Source organism: Microbacterium sp. UBA3486 (genome assembly GCF_002377845.1).
Lineage (GTDB): Bacteria > Actinomycetota > Actinomycetes > Actinomycetales > Microbacteriaceae > Microbacterium > Microbacterium maritypicum_A.
Map to the genome: position 1 here is coordinate 1 of NZ_DFQP01000004.1, position 15,985 is coordinate 15,985.

At 68.6% G+C, this 15,985-nt stretch carries 12 protein-coding genes and 1 pseudogene; 5 read left to right on the forward strand and 8 right to left on the reverse strand.

Annotated features, from left to right (window positions below; translation table 11 throughout):
• From B2869_RS00355 to B2869_RS00385, 7 genes are all read right to left on the reverse strand, one after another.
• On the reverse strand, positions 1-941 hold a 941-nt coding region (locus tag B2869_RS00355), incomplete at its 3' end, for an ABC transporter permease (protein ID WP_292761279.1).
• Positions 941-1,939: an ABC transporter permease gene (locus B2869_RS00360; protein ID WP_051668055.1), complete on the reverse strand. Its 999-nt coding sequence runs from the start codon at positions 1,937-1,939 to the stop codon at positions 941-943. The genes B2869_RS00355 and B2869_RS00360, both read right to left, overlap by 1 nt.
• A 28-nt stretch (positions 1,940-1,967) precedes the next feature.
• A complete protein-coding gene (locus tag B2869_RS00365) occupies positions 1,968-3,563 on the reverse strand; it encodes an ABC transporter substrate-binding protein (protein ID WP_292761284.1) in 1,596 nt (531 codons plus the stop codon).
• Positions 3,564-3,640: 77 nt separating this feature from the next.
• Positions 3,641-4,558 carry a serine hydrolase gene (locus B2869_RS00370; protein WP_292761286.1) on the reverse strand — a complete coding sequence of 306 codons (918 nt, stop codon included), beginning with the start codon at positions 4,556-4,558 and terminating at the stop codon, positions 3,641-3,643.
• Positions 4,555-5,943 (reverse strand): serine hydrolase domain-containing protein, encoded by a 1,389-nt coding sequence (locus tag B2869_RS00375; protein ID WP_167256104.1) that lies wholly within the window; start codon positions 5,941-5,943, stop codon positions 4,555-4,557. The genes B2869_RS00370 and B2869_RS00375 overlap by 4 nt, the downstream gene beginning before the upstream one ends.
• 142 nt (positions 5,944-6,085) lie before the next feature.
• Positions 6,086-7,414, reverse strand: a complete 1,329-nt coding sequence (locus B2869_RS00380) for a serine hydrolase domain-containing protein (RefSeq protein WP_292761292.1) — start codon at positions 7,412-7,414, stop codon at positions 6,086-6,088.
• Entirely contained in the window at positions 7,411-8,898 is a 1,488-nt protein-coding gene (locus tag B2869_RS00385) for an amidohydrolase family protein (protein ID WP_292761294.1), read from the reverse strand. The genes B2869_RS00380 and B2869_RS00385 overlap by 4 nt, the downstream gene beginning before the upstream one ends.
• Before the next feature lie 180 nt (positions 8,899-9,078).
• Between B2869_RS00385 and B2869_RS00390 the strand changes: the two genes are divergently transcribed.
• From B2869_RS00390 to B2869_RS00405, 4 genes are all read left to right on the forward strand, one after another.
• Positions 9,079-10,092 (forward strand): LacI family DNA-binding transcriptional regulator, encoded by a 1,014-nt coding sequence (locus B2869_RS00390; protein ID WP_021199883.1) that lies wholly within the window; start codon positions 9,079-9,081, stop codon positions 10,090-10,092.
• Between the two features lie 260 nt (positions 10,093-10,352).
• Positions 10,353-11,873: a multiple monosaccharide ABC transporter ATP-binding protein gene (mmsA, locus tag B2869_RS00395; protein WP_046398953.1), complete on the forward strand. Its 1,521-nt coding sequence runs from the start codon at positions 10,353-10,355 to the stop codon at positions 11,871-11,873.
• Complete coding sequence (gene mmsB / locus B2869_RS00400) at positions 11,870-13,240, forward strand: multiple monosaccharide ABC transporter permease (RefSeq protein ID WP_021199881.1); 1,371 nt, start codon at positions 11,870-11,872, stop codon at positions 13,238-13,240. Before mmsA ends, mmsB begins: the two co-directional genes overlap by 4 nt.
• Positions 13,241-13,302: 62 nt before the next feature.
• Positions 13,303-14,418 (forward strand): sugar-binding protein, encoded by a 1,116-nt coding sequence (locus B2869_RS00405; protein ID WP_292761300.1) that lies wholly within the window; start codon positions 13,303-13,305, stop codon positions 14,416-14,418.
• A 112-nt stretch (positions 14,419-14,530) separates the two neighbouring features.
• On the opposite strand, the gene B2869_RS00410 is transcribed toward B2869_RS00405, so the two are convergent.
• Positions 14,531-15,388, reverse strand: coding sequence for a MurR/RpiR family transcriptional regulator (locus B2869_RS00410; RefSeq protein ID WP_136024218.1), 858 nt, complete (start codon positions 15,386-15,388; stop codon positions 14,531-14,533).
• A gap of 109 nt (positions 15,389-15,497) precedes the next feature.
• On the opposite strand from B2869_RS00410, the pseudogene B2869_RS00415 reads away from it, so the two are divergent.
• Positions 15,498-15,985 (forward strand): annotated as a pseudogene (locus B2869_RS00415) (ATPase); the annotation flags it as partial.

Sequence of the window (15,985 nt, forward strand, 5' to 3'; positions counted from 1 at the left end):
CGGGCGTCGACGAGGCGCCCCCCTCCTCCCCCGCCGCCCGGCGGGGGCGGGGCGGCGCCGGGCGTGCTCGCGCCGGGGAGCGCGACGGCGGGGAGACGGTGCCGGCGCCTGGCGGATCGTCCGCCGAGGGCTGCGGCCGCGGTCTCGCCCAGGAGATTGAACGCGAGTCCCGCGATGACGACCGCCACGGCGGGGCCGAGGGCGGCCGCCGGGTTCAGGTAGATGCGGTTCAGGCCCTCGCCGAGCAGTCGGCCCCAGTCGTATTCGGGCACCTGCACGCCGAGGCCGAGGAACGACAGCCCGGCGAAGGCGAGCAGCGCCGAGCCGGCCGCCACTGTCGCGTTCACGATGAGCGGTTCGCCGATGTTCGGCAGGACGTGGCGGATCAGGATGCGGAAGCGCGAGACGCCGGCGACCTGGGCGGCGGAGATGAAGTCGCGGCCCGCGATCGCGGCCGACAGGGTCTGCGTGAGTCGGGCGAACTGCGGAGCCATCGCGAATCCGATCGCAAGCACGGCGCCCGTGGAGCCGACGCCGAAGATGACCGCGAAGAACAGGGCGAGCAGGAGGCCGGGAAAGGCGACCGCGATGTTGACGAACCCGACGATCGGGCGTCCGAGCCACCGGGGGAGCACCGACGGCGCCGTGCCGAGGAGGGTGCCGGCGACCACCCCGATGATCACGGCGATCACCGCGAGCACCACGGAGAGCCGGGTCGCGACCAGGACACGGGCGAGCACGTCGCGTCCGAGGGTGTCGGTGCCCAGCAGGTGCTCGGCGCTGGGGCCCTGGGTGATGGCGGCCGGATTCACCTGCTCGGCCTGCGCACCCCAGATGATCGGGGCGAAGATCGCGCCGAGGGTGACGAGGAGCATCAGGCTGAGAGCCGTGATCCCGAGGGGCGAACGGACGATGCCCGACCAGGCGGTGCGTGCCGACATCATGCCTCCCTGATGGTGGAGCGAGGATCGAGGAGCGCGAGGATCACGTCGATCACGAGGTTCACGACGAGCACCCCGACCCCGTAGACGAGCACGATGCCCTGCACGACGGAGTAATCCTTGCTGAGGATCGACTGCACGATCATGGTGCCCAGGCCCGGCCAGGCGAAGACGTTCTCCACGAGCACGGTGCCGGCGACCATGCCGGTCAGGAGCAGGCCGGTGAGGGTGAGGGTCGCGGTCATGGCGTTCGGCAGCGCGTGGCGCGAGTAGATGCGGTGCGGGGCCAGACGTTTCGCCCGTGCGGTGCGGATGAAGTCTTGACCGAGCACCGAGAGCACCTCGACCCGGATGATGCGGGAGAACACGGCGATCGGTCCGACCGCGAGCGCCACCACGGGCAGCACGAGCGAGAACGGCGCGGTGTTGCCCGCCACCGGGAACCAGCCCAGCGACACCGCGAAGACGTAGACGAGACCGACGGCGAGCAGGAACTCGGGAATCGCGGCCAGGATGACCGATCCGGTCGCGAAGGCGAGTTCGAGGCCACGTCGCCGCCCGCCGCGGGTGGCGACGGCCATCGTCACCCCGAGGGGGACCGAGACCAGGAGCACGAGCACGACAGCGAGCACGGCGAGCTGCAGCGTGGCGGGGAGCCGGGTGGCGATGATCTCGGAGACCGGCTGACTGGTGATCATCGAGGAGCCCATGTCGCCCGTGAACAGGCCCCCGATGTAGCGGAAGTACTGCACGATGAGCGGCTGGTCGAGGCCGAGCGCCGCGCGTCGGGCCTCGACCAGCTCGGCCGGGGCGTTCAGCCCGAGGGCAGCGCGCACCGGGTCGCCCGGCACGAGGTGGATCATGAGGAAGGCAGCCGTGACCAGCACCCACACCGAGAGCACGAACTGCCCTCCGCGCCGGACCAGGAAGGACACCCACGGGTTGTCCGACCGTGCGGATCTGATCAGTATCGCCTGCGTGGCGGTGGTGCTGGCCATCGGCTGTCTCCGGTCTCCGGTCTTCGGTCTACTCGTACATGCGGATCGACGTGGGGTCGATGCCGTCGCCCTCGGTGAACGTCGATTTGGTCGCGAAGGTCGAGCGGTTGATGTTCGCGTACGGCACGACGCTGGTCGTCGCGTACAGGGCCTGTTCCGCGGCGCCCCAGTCGTCGCATCCTTCGCTGCCGGCCTTGGCGGATGCCGCGGTGACGGCGTCGGTGTACTCCGGGTTGTCGATGGAGGCGAAGTTGGTGCCGTTGGGCGGTGTCGGACCGGAGTAGAACGGCACGAGCATGCTGGGCAGTGAGACCGTGAGCGGTGCGGCCGAGATGTCCCAGTCGCCGGTGGAGAACAGGGTCTCGCTCAGCGTCGGGGAGTCCACGGCGGCGACGGTGATGTCGACTCCGAGATCCTTCCACGCGGCCTGGGCGAGCTCCGCCGACGCGTTGCCGGCGTCGCCGAGCTGCGAGGAGTAGATCATGCGCAGCGTCAGCGTCTCGCCGTCCTTGGTGCGCACCCCGTCGCTGCCGGCCTTCCACCCGGCGCTGTCGAGGGCGGCGGCGGCGGCCTTCGCATCGAACTCCGGCATGAAGCCCGTGAGCACGTCGGCGCGGCAGGGGTTCGGCGACACGGTCACGAGACCCGTCGGAACGGTGCCGGCGCCGCTGCCGAGCACCTGGCGCATCTGGTCGAGGTCGAGGGCTTCGATCAGCGCTTCGCGCACGGCCTGATCAGCCGTGGGGCGTCCCTCTGCCTGATTGAAGATGAACTGCCCCGCCGGGGTCGGGATCTCGGTGTGGAACAGGCCCGCGTCCTTCAGGCGCTGGTTGTCGGGGCCGATCACGAGAGCGGCGTTGACCTCACCGGAGAGCAGCAGGTTGGTGGCGGTCGTCTCGTTCGGGACCACCCGGAACACCACCGCGTCGGGGAGACCCTTCTGCTTCGGGTCCCAGTCGTCGGGTCCCCAGGTGAAGTCGTCGCGGCGGGTCAGCGTGTACTGGCTGTTCGGCACGACCTCGGTCATGGTGAACATCCCGGTCGCGCCGGCGCCCTTCGCGAGCGCATCCGGGTCGTCGATCACCGAGCCGCAGACGATGGAGATGCTCCCGATGTTCTCGATCAGGAACGAGTCCGGTCGTCCGCTGGTGACCGTCACGGTGCCGGTGGCGTCGTCACCCACGGCACTGGTGCCCGGCTGCACCTGCAGCCCGACCAGAGGAGAGCCGTTGGCGGGGTCACCGATGTGGGTGATGTTCGCCGCCACATCGGTCGCCGTCAGCGGGGTGCCGTCTTCACAGGTGATGCCGTCGCGCAGCGTGAAGGTCGCCGTGGTCGTGTCCGCCTCCCAGGAGTCGGCGAGGCCTGAGGCGATGCTGCCGTCCTCCAGCACTTCCACGAGCCGTGCGTAGAGGAAACGGTCGATGGATCGCGCCACCGACATCACGGTGACGAACGGATCGAGACTGCCCGGATCGGTGGAGATCACCGAGGTGAAGGTCTTGCCGTCGGCGAGCACGCCGTCGGCGCCGTCGCCTCCGCTCGGTGGGGTGCCTGCGGCGCAGGATGTCAGGGCGAGCGCCGCAGCGCCGAGCAGCGCGATCAGCGGGGTACGAGAACGCATCAGAAGCCTCCAGCAGTGTTCGGGATGGTGCAGGTGGGTCGTGCAGGGGGAGTGCGGTGGTGCAGGGGGAGTGCGGATCAGACGGTCTGTGTGCGCAGGGCCTCGACGGCGGCGAAGGCGGCACGGCCGATCGAGGCGTCGACGAGCGGCTGCCGGTCGGCGAGCGAGGCGGCCCGGGTGAACACGGCCACCGCGTACCGACGGCCGTCGGGATAGGTCACGACGCCGGCCTCGTTGCGCCAGGTGGGCAGCGTGCCGGTCTTCGCGGCGATGCGCACCTCGCCGGGGAATCCGGCGGTCAGCCGATGCGGCCAGATCTGCAGCGCCATGATGTCGCGCGCCTGACGGCAGGCCTCGGCCGCGGCTGCGGTGTCGGTCCACAGGGCATTCAGCAGTGTGGTGACATCCCGCGGCGTGGAGTGCGAGGTCCGCAGCGGCTGCACGGCGTCGAGCGCGACGATCTGCTCTGCGGTCGCGCCGGTGAACAGCTCGTCCAGGTGGCTGTCCGGGGTACCGCCGAGGTCGGCGATCACCGAGGCGAACAGGTCCTCGCAGCATCCGATGAGTCGGGTGTCCGCCAACCCCAGGTCGGCGATGACCCGGTCCACCGCCTCGGTTCCGAGGCGGTGGTAGATCACGTCGGTGGCCGCGTTGTCGCTCATCGACATCATGTTCAGCGCCAGGTCGCGCCAACTGGCCTCGACGTCGTCCGCGAAGCCGGCGGTGCCCACGCCGCCGATCCGGTAGCGCGCCGTCACGGTCGTGCGGGCCGTCGGGTCGAGCTCGCCCGCGGCGACCGCCCGCACGTAGGCGGTGAGCACCAGGATCTTGAAGACCGAGGCGAGCACCACCGGATCGTCGGCGCCGACGGTCACCTCGGGACCGTCGGCCACGCCGATCTCCCGAGCGTGCAGGAAGCCCGTGGCTCCCGCGTCGGCGAAGATCTCGGCGATCTGCGCGGACGTCTCGGATGCCGGGGCCGTCGTGATGGTCACGCGTCCACCCGGCGATCGGCGCGTCCGGTGTGCAGGTACAGCGCGCGGCCGCTGCCGTCGTCACCGACGAACGCATGCGGCATGTGCATGCCGTTCTGCGGTTCGCGCGGGAGCAGGGTGTCGCCGGCCCAGCCGACGAGCTCCACCGGTTCGGGAGCCGGACCCAGCTCGGCGAAGATGCCCTTCATGGTGCGCTCCAGCCAGATGCGACCCTGGTCGTCGACACGCACCGTCGAGTCGGAGACCGACGACGAGTAGGTGCCCAGCACCCGTTCGAGGTCGATCGGCACCGGTGACTCCGGAACCGAGGGGAGCGTGGGTACGGTGACCCCGGCGAGAGCCGCCAGCACCTTCGATGTGATCGCGTGATAGGCGTCGACCGTGCGCCCGCCGTTCGTGAGCACGGCCACCGCGACCCCCGCGCCAGGGACCATCCGCAGGAACGCGTTCTGTCCGATCGTGCCGCCGTCGTGCCCGATCACGGGTCCGCCGTCCCAGTCGAAGATCTCCCAGCCGAGGCCCCAGGCATCGCCCATCAGGCCGAGCTCCGGCAGATCGACCTGCCGCTCCTGCATCGCTCGCACGCTCTGCTCCGAGAGCACCCGCGTGCCGTCGGCGGAGACCCCGCCGTCGAGGTGCATGCGGGCGTAGGTCACGAGGTCGCGTGCCGTCATGGCGAGCATCGATCCGGCCGGGGCGTTCGAGCGCACCAGGCTCCACACCGGCGCGGGGACCGGCTCATCGCCGCTCTCGGCGGGGATGTGCCCGAGCGCTGCACGGAACATGATCGCCTCGGCGGCCGTCGTGGCCACGTGCGTGAGGCCCAGCGGGGCGGCGAGGTGCGTGCGCAGTGCCTGGTCGTACGACGTGCCGCGCAGCACCTCGACGATGCGGCCGAGCACCACGAATGCGGCGTTGTTGTACGAGAAGCGCTCGCCGGGGGCGAAGAGCTGCGGAGCGTCGGCGATCGTCGCGAGATATTTCTCGACCGCGTCATCGCCGACACCCGTGTCGTTGAAGAGGTCGCCCTCGAACCCGCTCACGTGGCTCAGCAGCTGGCGGGGGGTGATCGCGCTCGCCGCCGCGTCATCGCCGATCGCGAACGCGGGCACGGTGTCGCGCACCGGGGCATCGAGGTCGAGCAGACCCTCGTCGACGAGCTGCATGATGAGCGTCGCGGTCCACGTCTTCGTGATCGAGCCGATCTGGAAGACCGAGTCCTCGTCGGCTTCGACGCCGGTGTTGCGGTTGAGGATCCCGGCTGCGGTGGTGAAGATCTCGCCACCGGCCAGGATCGCGACGGATGCCGCGGGGATGTGCGCGTCGGCCAGCATCGTGGGAAGGTTCTCCCGCACCCAGCTGCCGATTTCGTTCAGGTCGGACACATGCGCTCCTCTTCGTCGAGTGGGGCCGTCGTCTTCGGGCGACGGCGATGGGGCCGAGACTATTCGCGTGCTCCGTCGCCTCGTTGGTGCCCGGCGACGAGACTTCCCCAGACCTTGGTGCGCCCGGACGAAGGATCGGCGGTCAGCGGCGTCGCACGGCGCGCATGCCCACGTGGAGCAGCTCGGGACCACCCTCAGCCGCGTCGAGCACGCGCCCTACGGGCTGATCGGCGTCGGTGATGAGGGCGCCGTCGGCGCGCACGCGCAGCCGCAGCGGCGGGCGGGCCGGGATACCGAGGGCGGCGATGTCCTCACGCAGCACCATCGCGAACTCGAGCGCATCGCCGACACGGGTGACGTCGTAGCGCCACTGCCCGGCGTCGTAGGTGCCGACCATCTCCTCGAGCAGCTCCACCGCGTGCAGCTCTGCCGTCTCGGGGGGCTTCTCGATGCCGCGAAGCCGTGCGAAGCACCAGTCGACGAGCTGCGCCCCGAGCGCCTTGCCGCTGCCGCTGTTGGTCAGCACGGTGACGGCCAGGTCTTCCTCCGGAGCCATCACGAACTCGCTCAGCTGCGTGTCGGAGATGTTCCCCCCGTGCATCACGACGCGAGCCGAACCGTGTCGGCTGAGCAGCCAGGGCAGACCGATCGCGTCGATGGGCGGACCGGCGGCGAGGTGGGGCTGCTGCATCAGGAGCCGGGTCGCGTCGCCCACGGGTGGCGTGCCCTCGGACTCGCCGCGCATCTGGAAACGGGCGTAGGTGAGCTGATCGCGCACCGACGACACGATGCCGCCCTCGGCCGCGATGTCGCGAGTCAAGGGCCAGTGCGGGAACGTCGCCATCGCTCCGTTCTCGCCGGGGACGTGCCCCACGGCATGGGGGCGAGCGATCACGTCCCACGGGAAGAAGAACGTCTCCGTCATGCCCAGCGGATCGAGGACGACGCGCTGCACCGCCTGCTCGAACGTCTCATCCGTGATCGTCTCGATAACGCGACCCAGCAGCCGGATGCCGGCGTTGCTGTACGAGGCGATGGTACCGGGCGCGAAGAACTGCGGAAGATCGGAGAAGGTGGCCACGTTGCGGGCGAGGGCGTCGTCATCCCACCCTGGCCGATCATCCGCGTCACCCAGGAACCCTCCGGAATGCGTGAGGAGGTGCCGGATGTGCAGCGCCGCGAGGGCCTCCCCGTCGGCGAGACGAAAGTCGGGGAGCACGTCGACCACGCGTGTGTCCAGGTCGAGCGCGCCGTTCTCGACCAGGTGCATCGCGACGGTTCCCGTGAAGGTCTTCGAGGTCGAGCCGACCTGGAACAGGGTGCTCTCCGTCACCGCGGCGCCGGTATCGACCGCGGCGACGCCGGTCGTCGCGATGAGCTCCCGATCCCCGTCGATCACACCGACGACCGCGCCGGGGACGCCCAGGTCTGCGGCGGTGGCGTCCAAGAACTCCTGCAGGTCGTCGTTCATGCGGCATCCCCTCGTACGGCGCGGCCCGGTAGGGCTGCGGTCACGATCTCTCCTTCGTGCACGACGCGAGTGCCGTGGACATACAGCTCCCGAACGCCCCGCGACGGTCGGATCGGGTCGGCGTAGCTCGCCCTGTCGGTCAACGTCGTCGGGTCGATCACCACGATGTCGGCATCCGCGCCGACCGCCAGATGTCCCTTGCCCCGCATGCCGGACGAGACCTCGTCCAGGACCCGCGCGGGGAGGAACGAGCAGCGGCGGAAGGCCTCGAGCCAGCTCCACGTGCCGCTCTCGAGAACCATGAGCCGCAACGACTTCGCGAAGGTGCCCGCGGTGCGCGGATGAGTGTGGCCGCCCGCGGGGAGCGGCCAGTCGCGCTGTTCGTACACGGTGCGTCCGCCGCTCGCGTTCCACGAGATCGGCATCGCATCGCTCGCCACGATCGAATCCGGGTAGGCCAGGGCGCGGTGCAGGTGTGCGCGGTCGAACGGGTCGCCCTCGTCGAGGAACGTGACGATGCAGGTGGCACCGGGGTCCGTCGCGCGTACCTCGCGCAGGCGGGCCTCATCGGCGATGCGCTCGCCGGTGTCGACGAGCACGAGAGACCGTGGAGTGATGCCGAGGCCTGGGAGCTTCTCCGGCGCCAGGAAGAAGGCGCCGATCGCCGTGCTGCCGGCCCCGTAGGGGTAGGCCTCGACGGTGACGCGGGATCCGGCGGCGCGGCTGCGGTCGAGCAGGCCCAGCACGCGGTCGACGTGGCGCAGCGAGGTGCTGTTCACATGGCAGTGGTGCATCGCGGCCCCGGTCTCGGCAGCGGCGCGCACGAGCTCTTCCGAGCCGTCGATCGGCGTGCGGGGGTCGGCTTCGATCAGCTCCCGCACGTGCGTGAAGGTCGGGGCGTGCGCTGCGGCGGCCAGACGTGCGAGGTCGAGATATTCGTCGGGATCGGACCGTGGCGCGTATCCCATGAGAACGCCGATGCCGAGAGCCCCCGCCCCCAGCTCGTCTTCGAGCAGACCGAGCCAGCGGCCGCGTTCCGCGGGGGAGGAGGAGCGCTGCCACTCGGGCGTGCCGAGCAGATCCATCGACGCGGTGAAGTCGGCGACGGGCATCCGGTCGAGGTGCGCGTATGCCCGTGCCTGCGACCAGGAGGCCGAGAACCCGTAGTTCAGGGGGCGCCCGTCGCCCGCGGCGCGCGCGAGGGCGTCGGCGATCGGCATGAGCCCTGCTTCGAGGTCGAGGGCGGTGGTGACACCGTCCATCGCCTGCAGCCGGTGCCCCGCGATCGAGTGCACGTGGCTGTGCAGGTCGACGAAACCCGGCCCGATGATGAGGCCGGCGGCATCGACGACCTCGCCATCGGGTGGCGCCGTGAGCCCGTCGCCGACCGCCGCCACCCGCCCGCCCGCGATCAGCAGATCGGTGATCCGGTCGGTCTCCGTCTTCGGGTCGATCACGCGCCCGCCGCGCAGCAGAGTGTCCACATCGTCACCATGCCATGCGGGTCGGAGCGGATCCGGTGCCGCCCGACGAAACCGGGGGGTCGTTCCGGTGCCCGGGCACAAGCCGTTCGGCGATGGTCCCGCCGTCGAGAGGTGCACGCGCCGGCGTCGACCGACATAATGTAGTGGGGATGTGACCGTGCACACGCAAGGAGGCAAGTGATGTCCACCGCCTCCGAGCGCGCCCGCCTGCCGAGCATCCGCGACGTCGCCCGCCTCGCCGGTGTCTCGCATCAGACCGTGTCCCGCGTGCTCAACGATCATCCGAGCATCCGGCCCGAGACGAAGGCCAAGGTGCTCGATGCCATCTCGGTCCTCGACTACCGGCCGAACCTCGCCGCGCGCGCCCTGGTCACCAGCAAGTCGAACATGCTGGGGATCCTGTCCGCGACGATCGGCGAGTTCGGACCCACCTCGTCCATCGCCGGCATCGAGGATGCGGCGCGGGAGGAGGGCTATTCGGTCTCGACCCTGAACCTCGCCGACACGACACCGGAGGCCATCGGCCATGCGGTGCGGCAGCTGTCGCGTGAGCAGGCCGACGGCATCGTGGTGCTCGCCCCGCAGGTGCGGGTGTTCCATGTGCTGCGCGGCATGTCGGTCGACATGCCGTTCGTGACCCTGCAGACGGCTTCGGGTTCCGATGGCGTGAGCCTGTCCGCCGATCAGGTCGCGGGTGCCAAAGCGGCGACCGAGCACCTGATCTCGCTCGGTCACAGCGACATCCTGCACCTGGCAGGCCCCCAGGACTGGATCGAGGCGGAGTCGCGGATGCGCGGCTATCTCGACGGTCTGCGCGAGGCCGATCTGCCGACGTTCCCGCCGATCCGCGGCGACTGGACGGCCGACTTCGGTTACTTCGCCGGCAAGGAGCTGTCGCTCCGGCGTGACTTCACTGCGGTGTTCGCCGCGAACGATCTGATGGCGATCGGGCTGATGCACGGTTTCCGTGATTCCGGTGTGCGGGTGCCGCACGATGTGAGCGTCATCGGCTTCGACGACATCCCGGTCGCGGCGCACGTGGCTCCCACGCTCAGCACCGTGCACCAGGACTTCCCCGAGCTCGGTCGTCGAGCAGTGCGCATCCTGCTCGCGCAGATCCGGGGGGAGCAGCCGCCGACGTTCGGGCCGCTGCAGACGATCCTGCGCGCGCGCGAGTCCGCCGCGATCCGCTGACGCGTTCCGTGCAGCGCTGGCGCGCCGCTCGAATTCATCGAATCCTTTCGATCCGTGCCGTCGCGTGGTGGATCGAGATGGCGCCGGCAGCAACAGTGTCACGGTCCGGATTCGAATTGCCGGTGCCGACTTGACACCGGTCCCACGGAAGACGACGATATACCGATGTGAACGGTCACATCGAAGGTGACCGCACGTCGCGAGGAAGATCCGTGAGCACCACAGCAACGTTGCCTACCGTGTCAGGCCCCATCCTGGAGATGCGCAGCATCACCAAGGAGTTCCCTGGGGTCAAGGCGTTGGCCGACGTCTCCATCACCGTCCGCGCCGGCGAGATCCACGCGATCTGCGGGGAGAACGGCGCCGGGAAGTCGACCCTGATGAAAGTTCTGTCCGGGGTCTACCCCTACGGAACCTACGACGGCGAGATCCTGCTCTACGGTGAGGAGCAGCGGTTCAGGGACATCGCGGCCAGCGAGCAGGCGGGTATCGCGATCATCCACCAGGAGCTCGCGCTCATCCCCGAACTCTCGGTCACCGAGAACATCTTCCTCGGCAACGAGATCCAGCGCGGCGGACGCATCGACTGGACGGCTCAGAAGGAGCGGGCCATCGAGCTCCTCGCCCGCGTCGGGCTGAGCGAAGACCCCGACGTGCCGATCAAGACCCTCGGCGTCGGCAAGCAGCAGCTCATCGAGATCGCCAAGGCGCTGAACAAGGACGTCAAGCTGCTCATCCTCGACGAGCCGACCGCTGCCCTCAACGAGAACGACTCGCAGCACCTGCTCGACCTGATCCTGGGGCTGAAGGCCAAGGGCATCGCGTCGATCATGATCAGCCACAAGCTCAACGAGATCGAGCAGATCGCCGACGAGATCACGATCATCCGAGACGGCCGCACGGTCGAGACGCTCGACATCTCGCGCGGGGAGATCAACGAGGATCGCATCATCCGCGGCATGGTCGGTCGTTCGCTCGAGAGCCGCTACCCGGATCGCACCCCCGAGATCGGCGAGGTGTTCTTCGAGGTCAAGGACTGGTGGGTGCAGCACCCGACCGTGCCGGAGCGCATGGTCGTGAAGGGCTCGAACATCAACGTGCGCCGCGGCGAGGTCGTCGGCATCGCCGGTCTCATGGGTGCGGGGCGCACCGAGTTCGCGATGAGCATCTTCGGGCGCTCCTACGGCACCTTCCTCTCCGGCACCCTGATCAAGGACGGCCAGGAGGTCGCCCTGCACGACGTCGCGTCGGCGATCAAGCACGGGCTCGCGTACGTCAGCGAGGACCGCAAGGTGCTCGGACTCAACCTGCTCGACACGATCAAGCGGTCCATCGTCGCGGCGAAGCTCTCGAAGATCGCGCACAACGGCGTCGTCGACTCCCGTGAGGAGTTCTCGGTGGCTGAGCGCTATCGCAAGGCGCTTCGCATCAAGACGCCCTCCGTCGAAGAGGGTGTCGGCAAGCTGTCCGGTGGGAACCAGCAGAAGGTCGTGCTGGCGAAGTGGATGTTCACCGACCCCGACCTGCTCATCCTCGACGAGCCCACGCGTGGCATCGACGTCGGTGCGAAGTACGAGATCTACGCGATCATCAACGAACTCGCGGCTCAGGGCAAGGGCGTCATCGTCATCTCCAGCGAGCTCCCCGAACTCCTCGGCATCTCCGACCGCATCTACACCGTCTTCGAAGGTCGGGTCACCGACTGCATCCCGGCCGACCAGGCGACACCTGAGGACCTCATGCGCAGCATGACCTCCGCGACCCAGAAAGCATCCGCATGACCACCGACACCACCGCAACGAAGCGCGGCTTCCACTTCAAGGACATCACGAAGATGTTCGGGGGAGGGCAGTCGACCCTCCGTCAGTTCGGCATCCTCGGCAGCCTGGTCGTGATCCTGGTCGTCTTCCAGGTGCTGACGTGGATCTTCAAGGGCACCGGACTGACGCTGTCCTCCGGCAACCTGATCAACGTCGTCAACCAGTACTCGTACATCCTGATCCTGGCCATCGGCATGGTGATGGTCATCATCATGGGTCACATCGACCTCTCCGTCGGATCCGTCGCCGCGTTCACGGGCATCGTCGTGGCCAAGGCCATGCAGGACTGGAACCTCCCCTGGCCGTTGGGCATCCTCCTCGGTCTCGGTGTCGGCGTGCTGGTCGGTGCCTGGCAGGGATTCTGGGTCGCCTACGTCGGGGTGCCGGCGTTCATCGTGACGCTGGCCGGCATGCTGTTCTTCCGAGGGGCGAACCAGGCGGTGGGCGACTCGCTGTCGATTCCGGTGCCGCAGGGCTTCAAGGTCATCGGCGCGGGATACCTTCCCGAGCTGTCGTTCATCCCGGTGCCCTTCAACGTCTTCACCATGCTCCTCGCTCTCGCCGGCGTCGCGTGGATCGTGTTCTGGGAGATCCGCACCCGTCGCATCCAGCACAAGATGGGTGCCGACATGGCGCCGCTCTGGGTGAGCGTCACCAAGGTCGTGCTCATCTCGGTCGTGATCCTCGTCGCCGGTTGGCTGTTCGCCACCGGGCGCGAGGGCACCAGCTTCCCGATCTCGGGCATCATCCTGCTGGCCCTCGTCATCCTCTACTCGTTCATCACGAACAACACCGTCTTCGGTCGCCACATCTACGCGGTCGGCGGCAACCGGCAGGCCGCGCGACTGTCGGGTGTGAAGGACCGCTGGGTCGACTTCTTCGTGATGATGAACATGTCCGTGCTCGCCTCGTTGGCCGGCATGATCTACGTCGCCAGGGCGACGGCCTCCGGCCCGCAGGACGGCAACGGCTGGGAGCTGGATGCCATCGCCGCCGTCTTCATCGGTGGCGCAGCCGTCTCCGGTGGAATCGGAACCGTGATCGGGTCGATCATCGGTGGTCTCGTGATGGCGTTCCTCAACAACGGCCTCGCCCTCCTGGGCGCCGGAGCCGACGTGGTCTCCATGATCAAGGGCCTCGTGCTCCTGTTCGCCGTCGGGGTCGACGTCTGGAACAAGCAGCAGGGCCGCCCGTCGATCATCGGATTCCTCACGCGTCGCTTCGGCCGCAAGCAGGACCCGGCGACCGACACGTTCGATCCGACCAAGACGAACTACCCCACGAGCCAGAAGTACGAAGCCCCCGCCGTCGAAGAGACGCGCGGATAGTAGGGGCCCAGGCGCGTACCGCACGCGCACCTGGACCTTCACACACCAGAGAAAGAGATCACATGAAGAAGATTCTTCTGTCGGCGACAGCGCTTGTCGTCGCGGGCGCCTTCGCCCTCACCGGCTGCTCCTCGGAGCGCGGCGGTGACACCGGTTCCGGATCGGGGGACGAGGCCAAGGGCTTCGCCGCCGATGCCACGATCGGCGTCGCCCTTCCGGACAAGACCTCGGAGAACTGGGTCCTCGCCGGTCAGCTGTTCACGGACGGCCTGGAGAAGGCCGGGTTCAAGGCTGACGTGCAGTACGCGCCGGCCAGCAACACGGTCGCCGAGCAGCAGAACCAGATCCAGGCGATGGTCACCGGTGGCGCCAAGGTCATCATCATCGGTGCGAAGGACGGCAAGCAGCTCGCGACGCAGGTCGAGGCCGCCCGTGACGCCGGCGTCACCGTCATCGCCTACGACCGTCTGATCGAGAACACCGAAGCCGTCGACTACTACGTCGCGTTCGACAACTTCAAGGTCGGTCAGCTGCAGGGTCAGGCTCTGCTCGACGGGCTCGCCGAGCGCGCGGGTCATGAAGCTCCGTACAACATCGAGCTGTTCTCGGGCTCGCCCGATGACGCGAACTCGGCCGTGTTCTTCAACGGTGCGATGGACGTGCTCCAGCCGAAGATCGACGACGGCACGCTGAAGGTCGTGTCCGGTCAGACCGAGATCGCCCAGACGGCGACCGAGGGCTGGAAGGCGGAGAACGCTCAGCGCCGCATGGACTCGATCCTGACGTCAACGTACAGCTCCGAGACGCTGGACGGCGTCCTGTCCCCGAACGACACCCTCGCTCGCGCCATCATCACCTCGGTGCAGGGTGCGGGCAAGCCGGTCCCGGTGGTCACGGGTCAGGACTCCGAGGTCGAGTCGGTCAAGTCGATCATGGAGGGTGTGCAGTACTCCACGATCAACAAGGACACCACGCTCCTCGTCGAGCAGTCGATCAAGATGGTCGGTCAGCTCCAGAAGGGCGAAGAGGTCGACGTCAACGACACCGAGCAGTACGACAACGGCGTGAAGGTCGTTCCGGCTTACCTGCTCGACCCGATCATCGTCACCAAGGAGAACGCGGCTGAGGCCTACGCCAACGTCCCGAGCCTCCTCGAGATCGTGAAGTCGTACCAGTAACACGCACCCTCTTCACGACGCTCACCGTCGTGGAACGGCGAGCCGTCCTGACCTTCGGGTCGGGGCGGCTCGCTCGCGTTCGGCACCGGCGTGGTCCGTCCGCCGTGGTTCCTCAGCCGCGGAGGGCGCGGGTGGCCTGGCCCGTGCGCTCCAGAGCATCGACGGTCTCGGTGTATCGACGCTTCGCGACGCCGATGAACAGGCAGTCCACGAGCGTGAGCTGGGCGATGCGGCTCACCATGGCACCGGCGCGGAAGGTCGATTCGCGCACCTCGGTGAAGAGCGGGTGATCGGCCGCACGCGCGAGGGGGGAATCCTTGGCCGAGGTGACAGCAATCGTGGCGGCGCCGCTGGTGCGTGCCGTCTCCAGGAAGCGCACGGTCTCGAGTGTCGAGCCCGAGTGCGAGAAGCCGATCGCGACGGTCAGGGCGGTGGGGAGCACCGAGACGGCCACGGCTTCGTGCGGGTCTGCCGGCATGTGCGCGTTCCGACCGACGCGCAGGAGCTTGTGGGTGAGATCCTCGGCCACGAAGCGACTGGCGCCGAGTCCGTAGAGGAGGATCCGGTCGGCGCGGTCGATCACGTCGACGGCCGCCTCGAGCACGGCGAAGTCGAGTCGGGCGACGGTCTCCTCGATCGCCAGGAGCTCGAGAGCTGCGACCTTCGACACCGCCTCCTGCAAGGTGTCGTCGTCGGAGATCTCCGATCCGTAGGCTCCACGTGCCGAGAACTGGGCGGCCTCCTTGCCGAGCTCGGCGGCCAGGGCCATGCGCAGCGGGGCGTAGCCGCTGAAGCCGATCGCACGGCAGAAGCGCACCACCGATGCGACGGAGGTCTCGCATTCCGCGGCCAGCTCGTTGATCGTGTTGTCGATCACGACCGAGGGGTTCTCGCGGACGACCAGCGCGATGCGGGCGAGCGACGGCGTGAGGGTGGAGGCCGCGGCTTCGATCGTCGACTGGATGCTCATCGGTCCTCCATCGGTGCGGTGCTGCCGGTTCGGTGTAAATTCTTTTTGCAGAGTCTACTTCGCATGTAGTCTCTTTTCACAGAGTTTTTCGCCGATCTCAGGAGGGCCGATGGATGCACGCGTGACGGTATCCGTCGATCTCGGCAAGTCGCGGTGTCGCGTGGTCCGCATCGGTCCCGATGGTCGAATCGAGCGTGACGGCATCGGAGCTCCCGGGCTGGCCGCAGCGGGGGGTGTGGACAGGGCGCTCGACGCCATCCTCCCGCTCCTCGAGGGTGATCGGCTCGACGTGATCGGCGTCGGTGCCGCGGGGGCGTGGATGGCGCCGGAGGCTGCGCAGGAACTGTCTTTCCGGCTCGCGGCCGCGAGCGGTGCGGCGGTGGCCGTCGCCTCCGACGTGGTCACGGCCCACGCGGGTGCGCTCGACGGGGCCGGGGGAGTGCTCCTCATCGCAGGCACCGGAGCGGGGGCGCTCGGCATCGACGCCGACGACGCACGGCTCATCGACGGCTGGGGGCCGGAACTCGGCGACTTCGGCAGCGGTTCGTGGCTCGGGGGCGGAGCGCTGCGTGCGGTGCTGCGCGCCGACGACGGGGT

Bases quoted from the DNA above. Each gene is read 5' to 3' on its own strand.
- B2869_RS00360 (WP_051668055.1), bottom strand. From the start codon at position 1,939: ATGGCCAGCACCACCGCCACGCAGGCGATACTGATCAGATCCGCACGG.
- B2869_RS00365 (WP_292761284.1), bottom strand. From the start codon at position 3,563: ATGCGTTCTCGTACCCCGCTGATCGCGCTGCTCGGCGCTGCGGCGCTC.
- B2869_RS00380 (WP_292761292.1), bottom strand. From the start codon at position 7,414: ATGAACGACGACCTGCAGGAGTTCTTGGACGCCACCGCCGCAGACCTG.
- B2869_RS00390 (WP_021199883.1), top strand. From the start codon at position 9,079: ATGTCCACCGCCTCCGAGCGCGCCCGCCTGCCGAGCATCCGCGACGTC.
- mmsA (WP_046398953.1), top strand. From the start codon at position 10,353: ATGCGCAGCATCACCAAGGAGTTCCCTGGGGTCAAGGCGTTGGCCGAC.
- mmsB (WP_021199881.1), top strand. From the start codon at position 11,870: ATGACCACCGACACCACCGCAACGAAGCGCGGCTTCCACTTCAAGGAC.
- B2869_RS00405 (WP_292761300.1), top strand. From the start codon at position 13,303: ATGAAGAAGATTCTTCTGTCGGCGACAGCGCTTGTCGTCGCGGGCGCC.
- B2869_RS00410 (WP_136024218.1), bottom strand. From the start codon at position 15,388: ATGAGCATCCAGTCGACGATCGAAGCCGCGGCCTCCACCCTCACGCCG.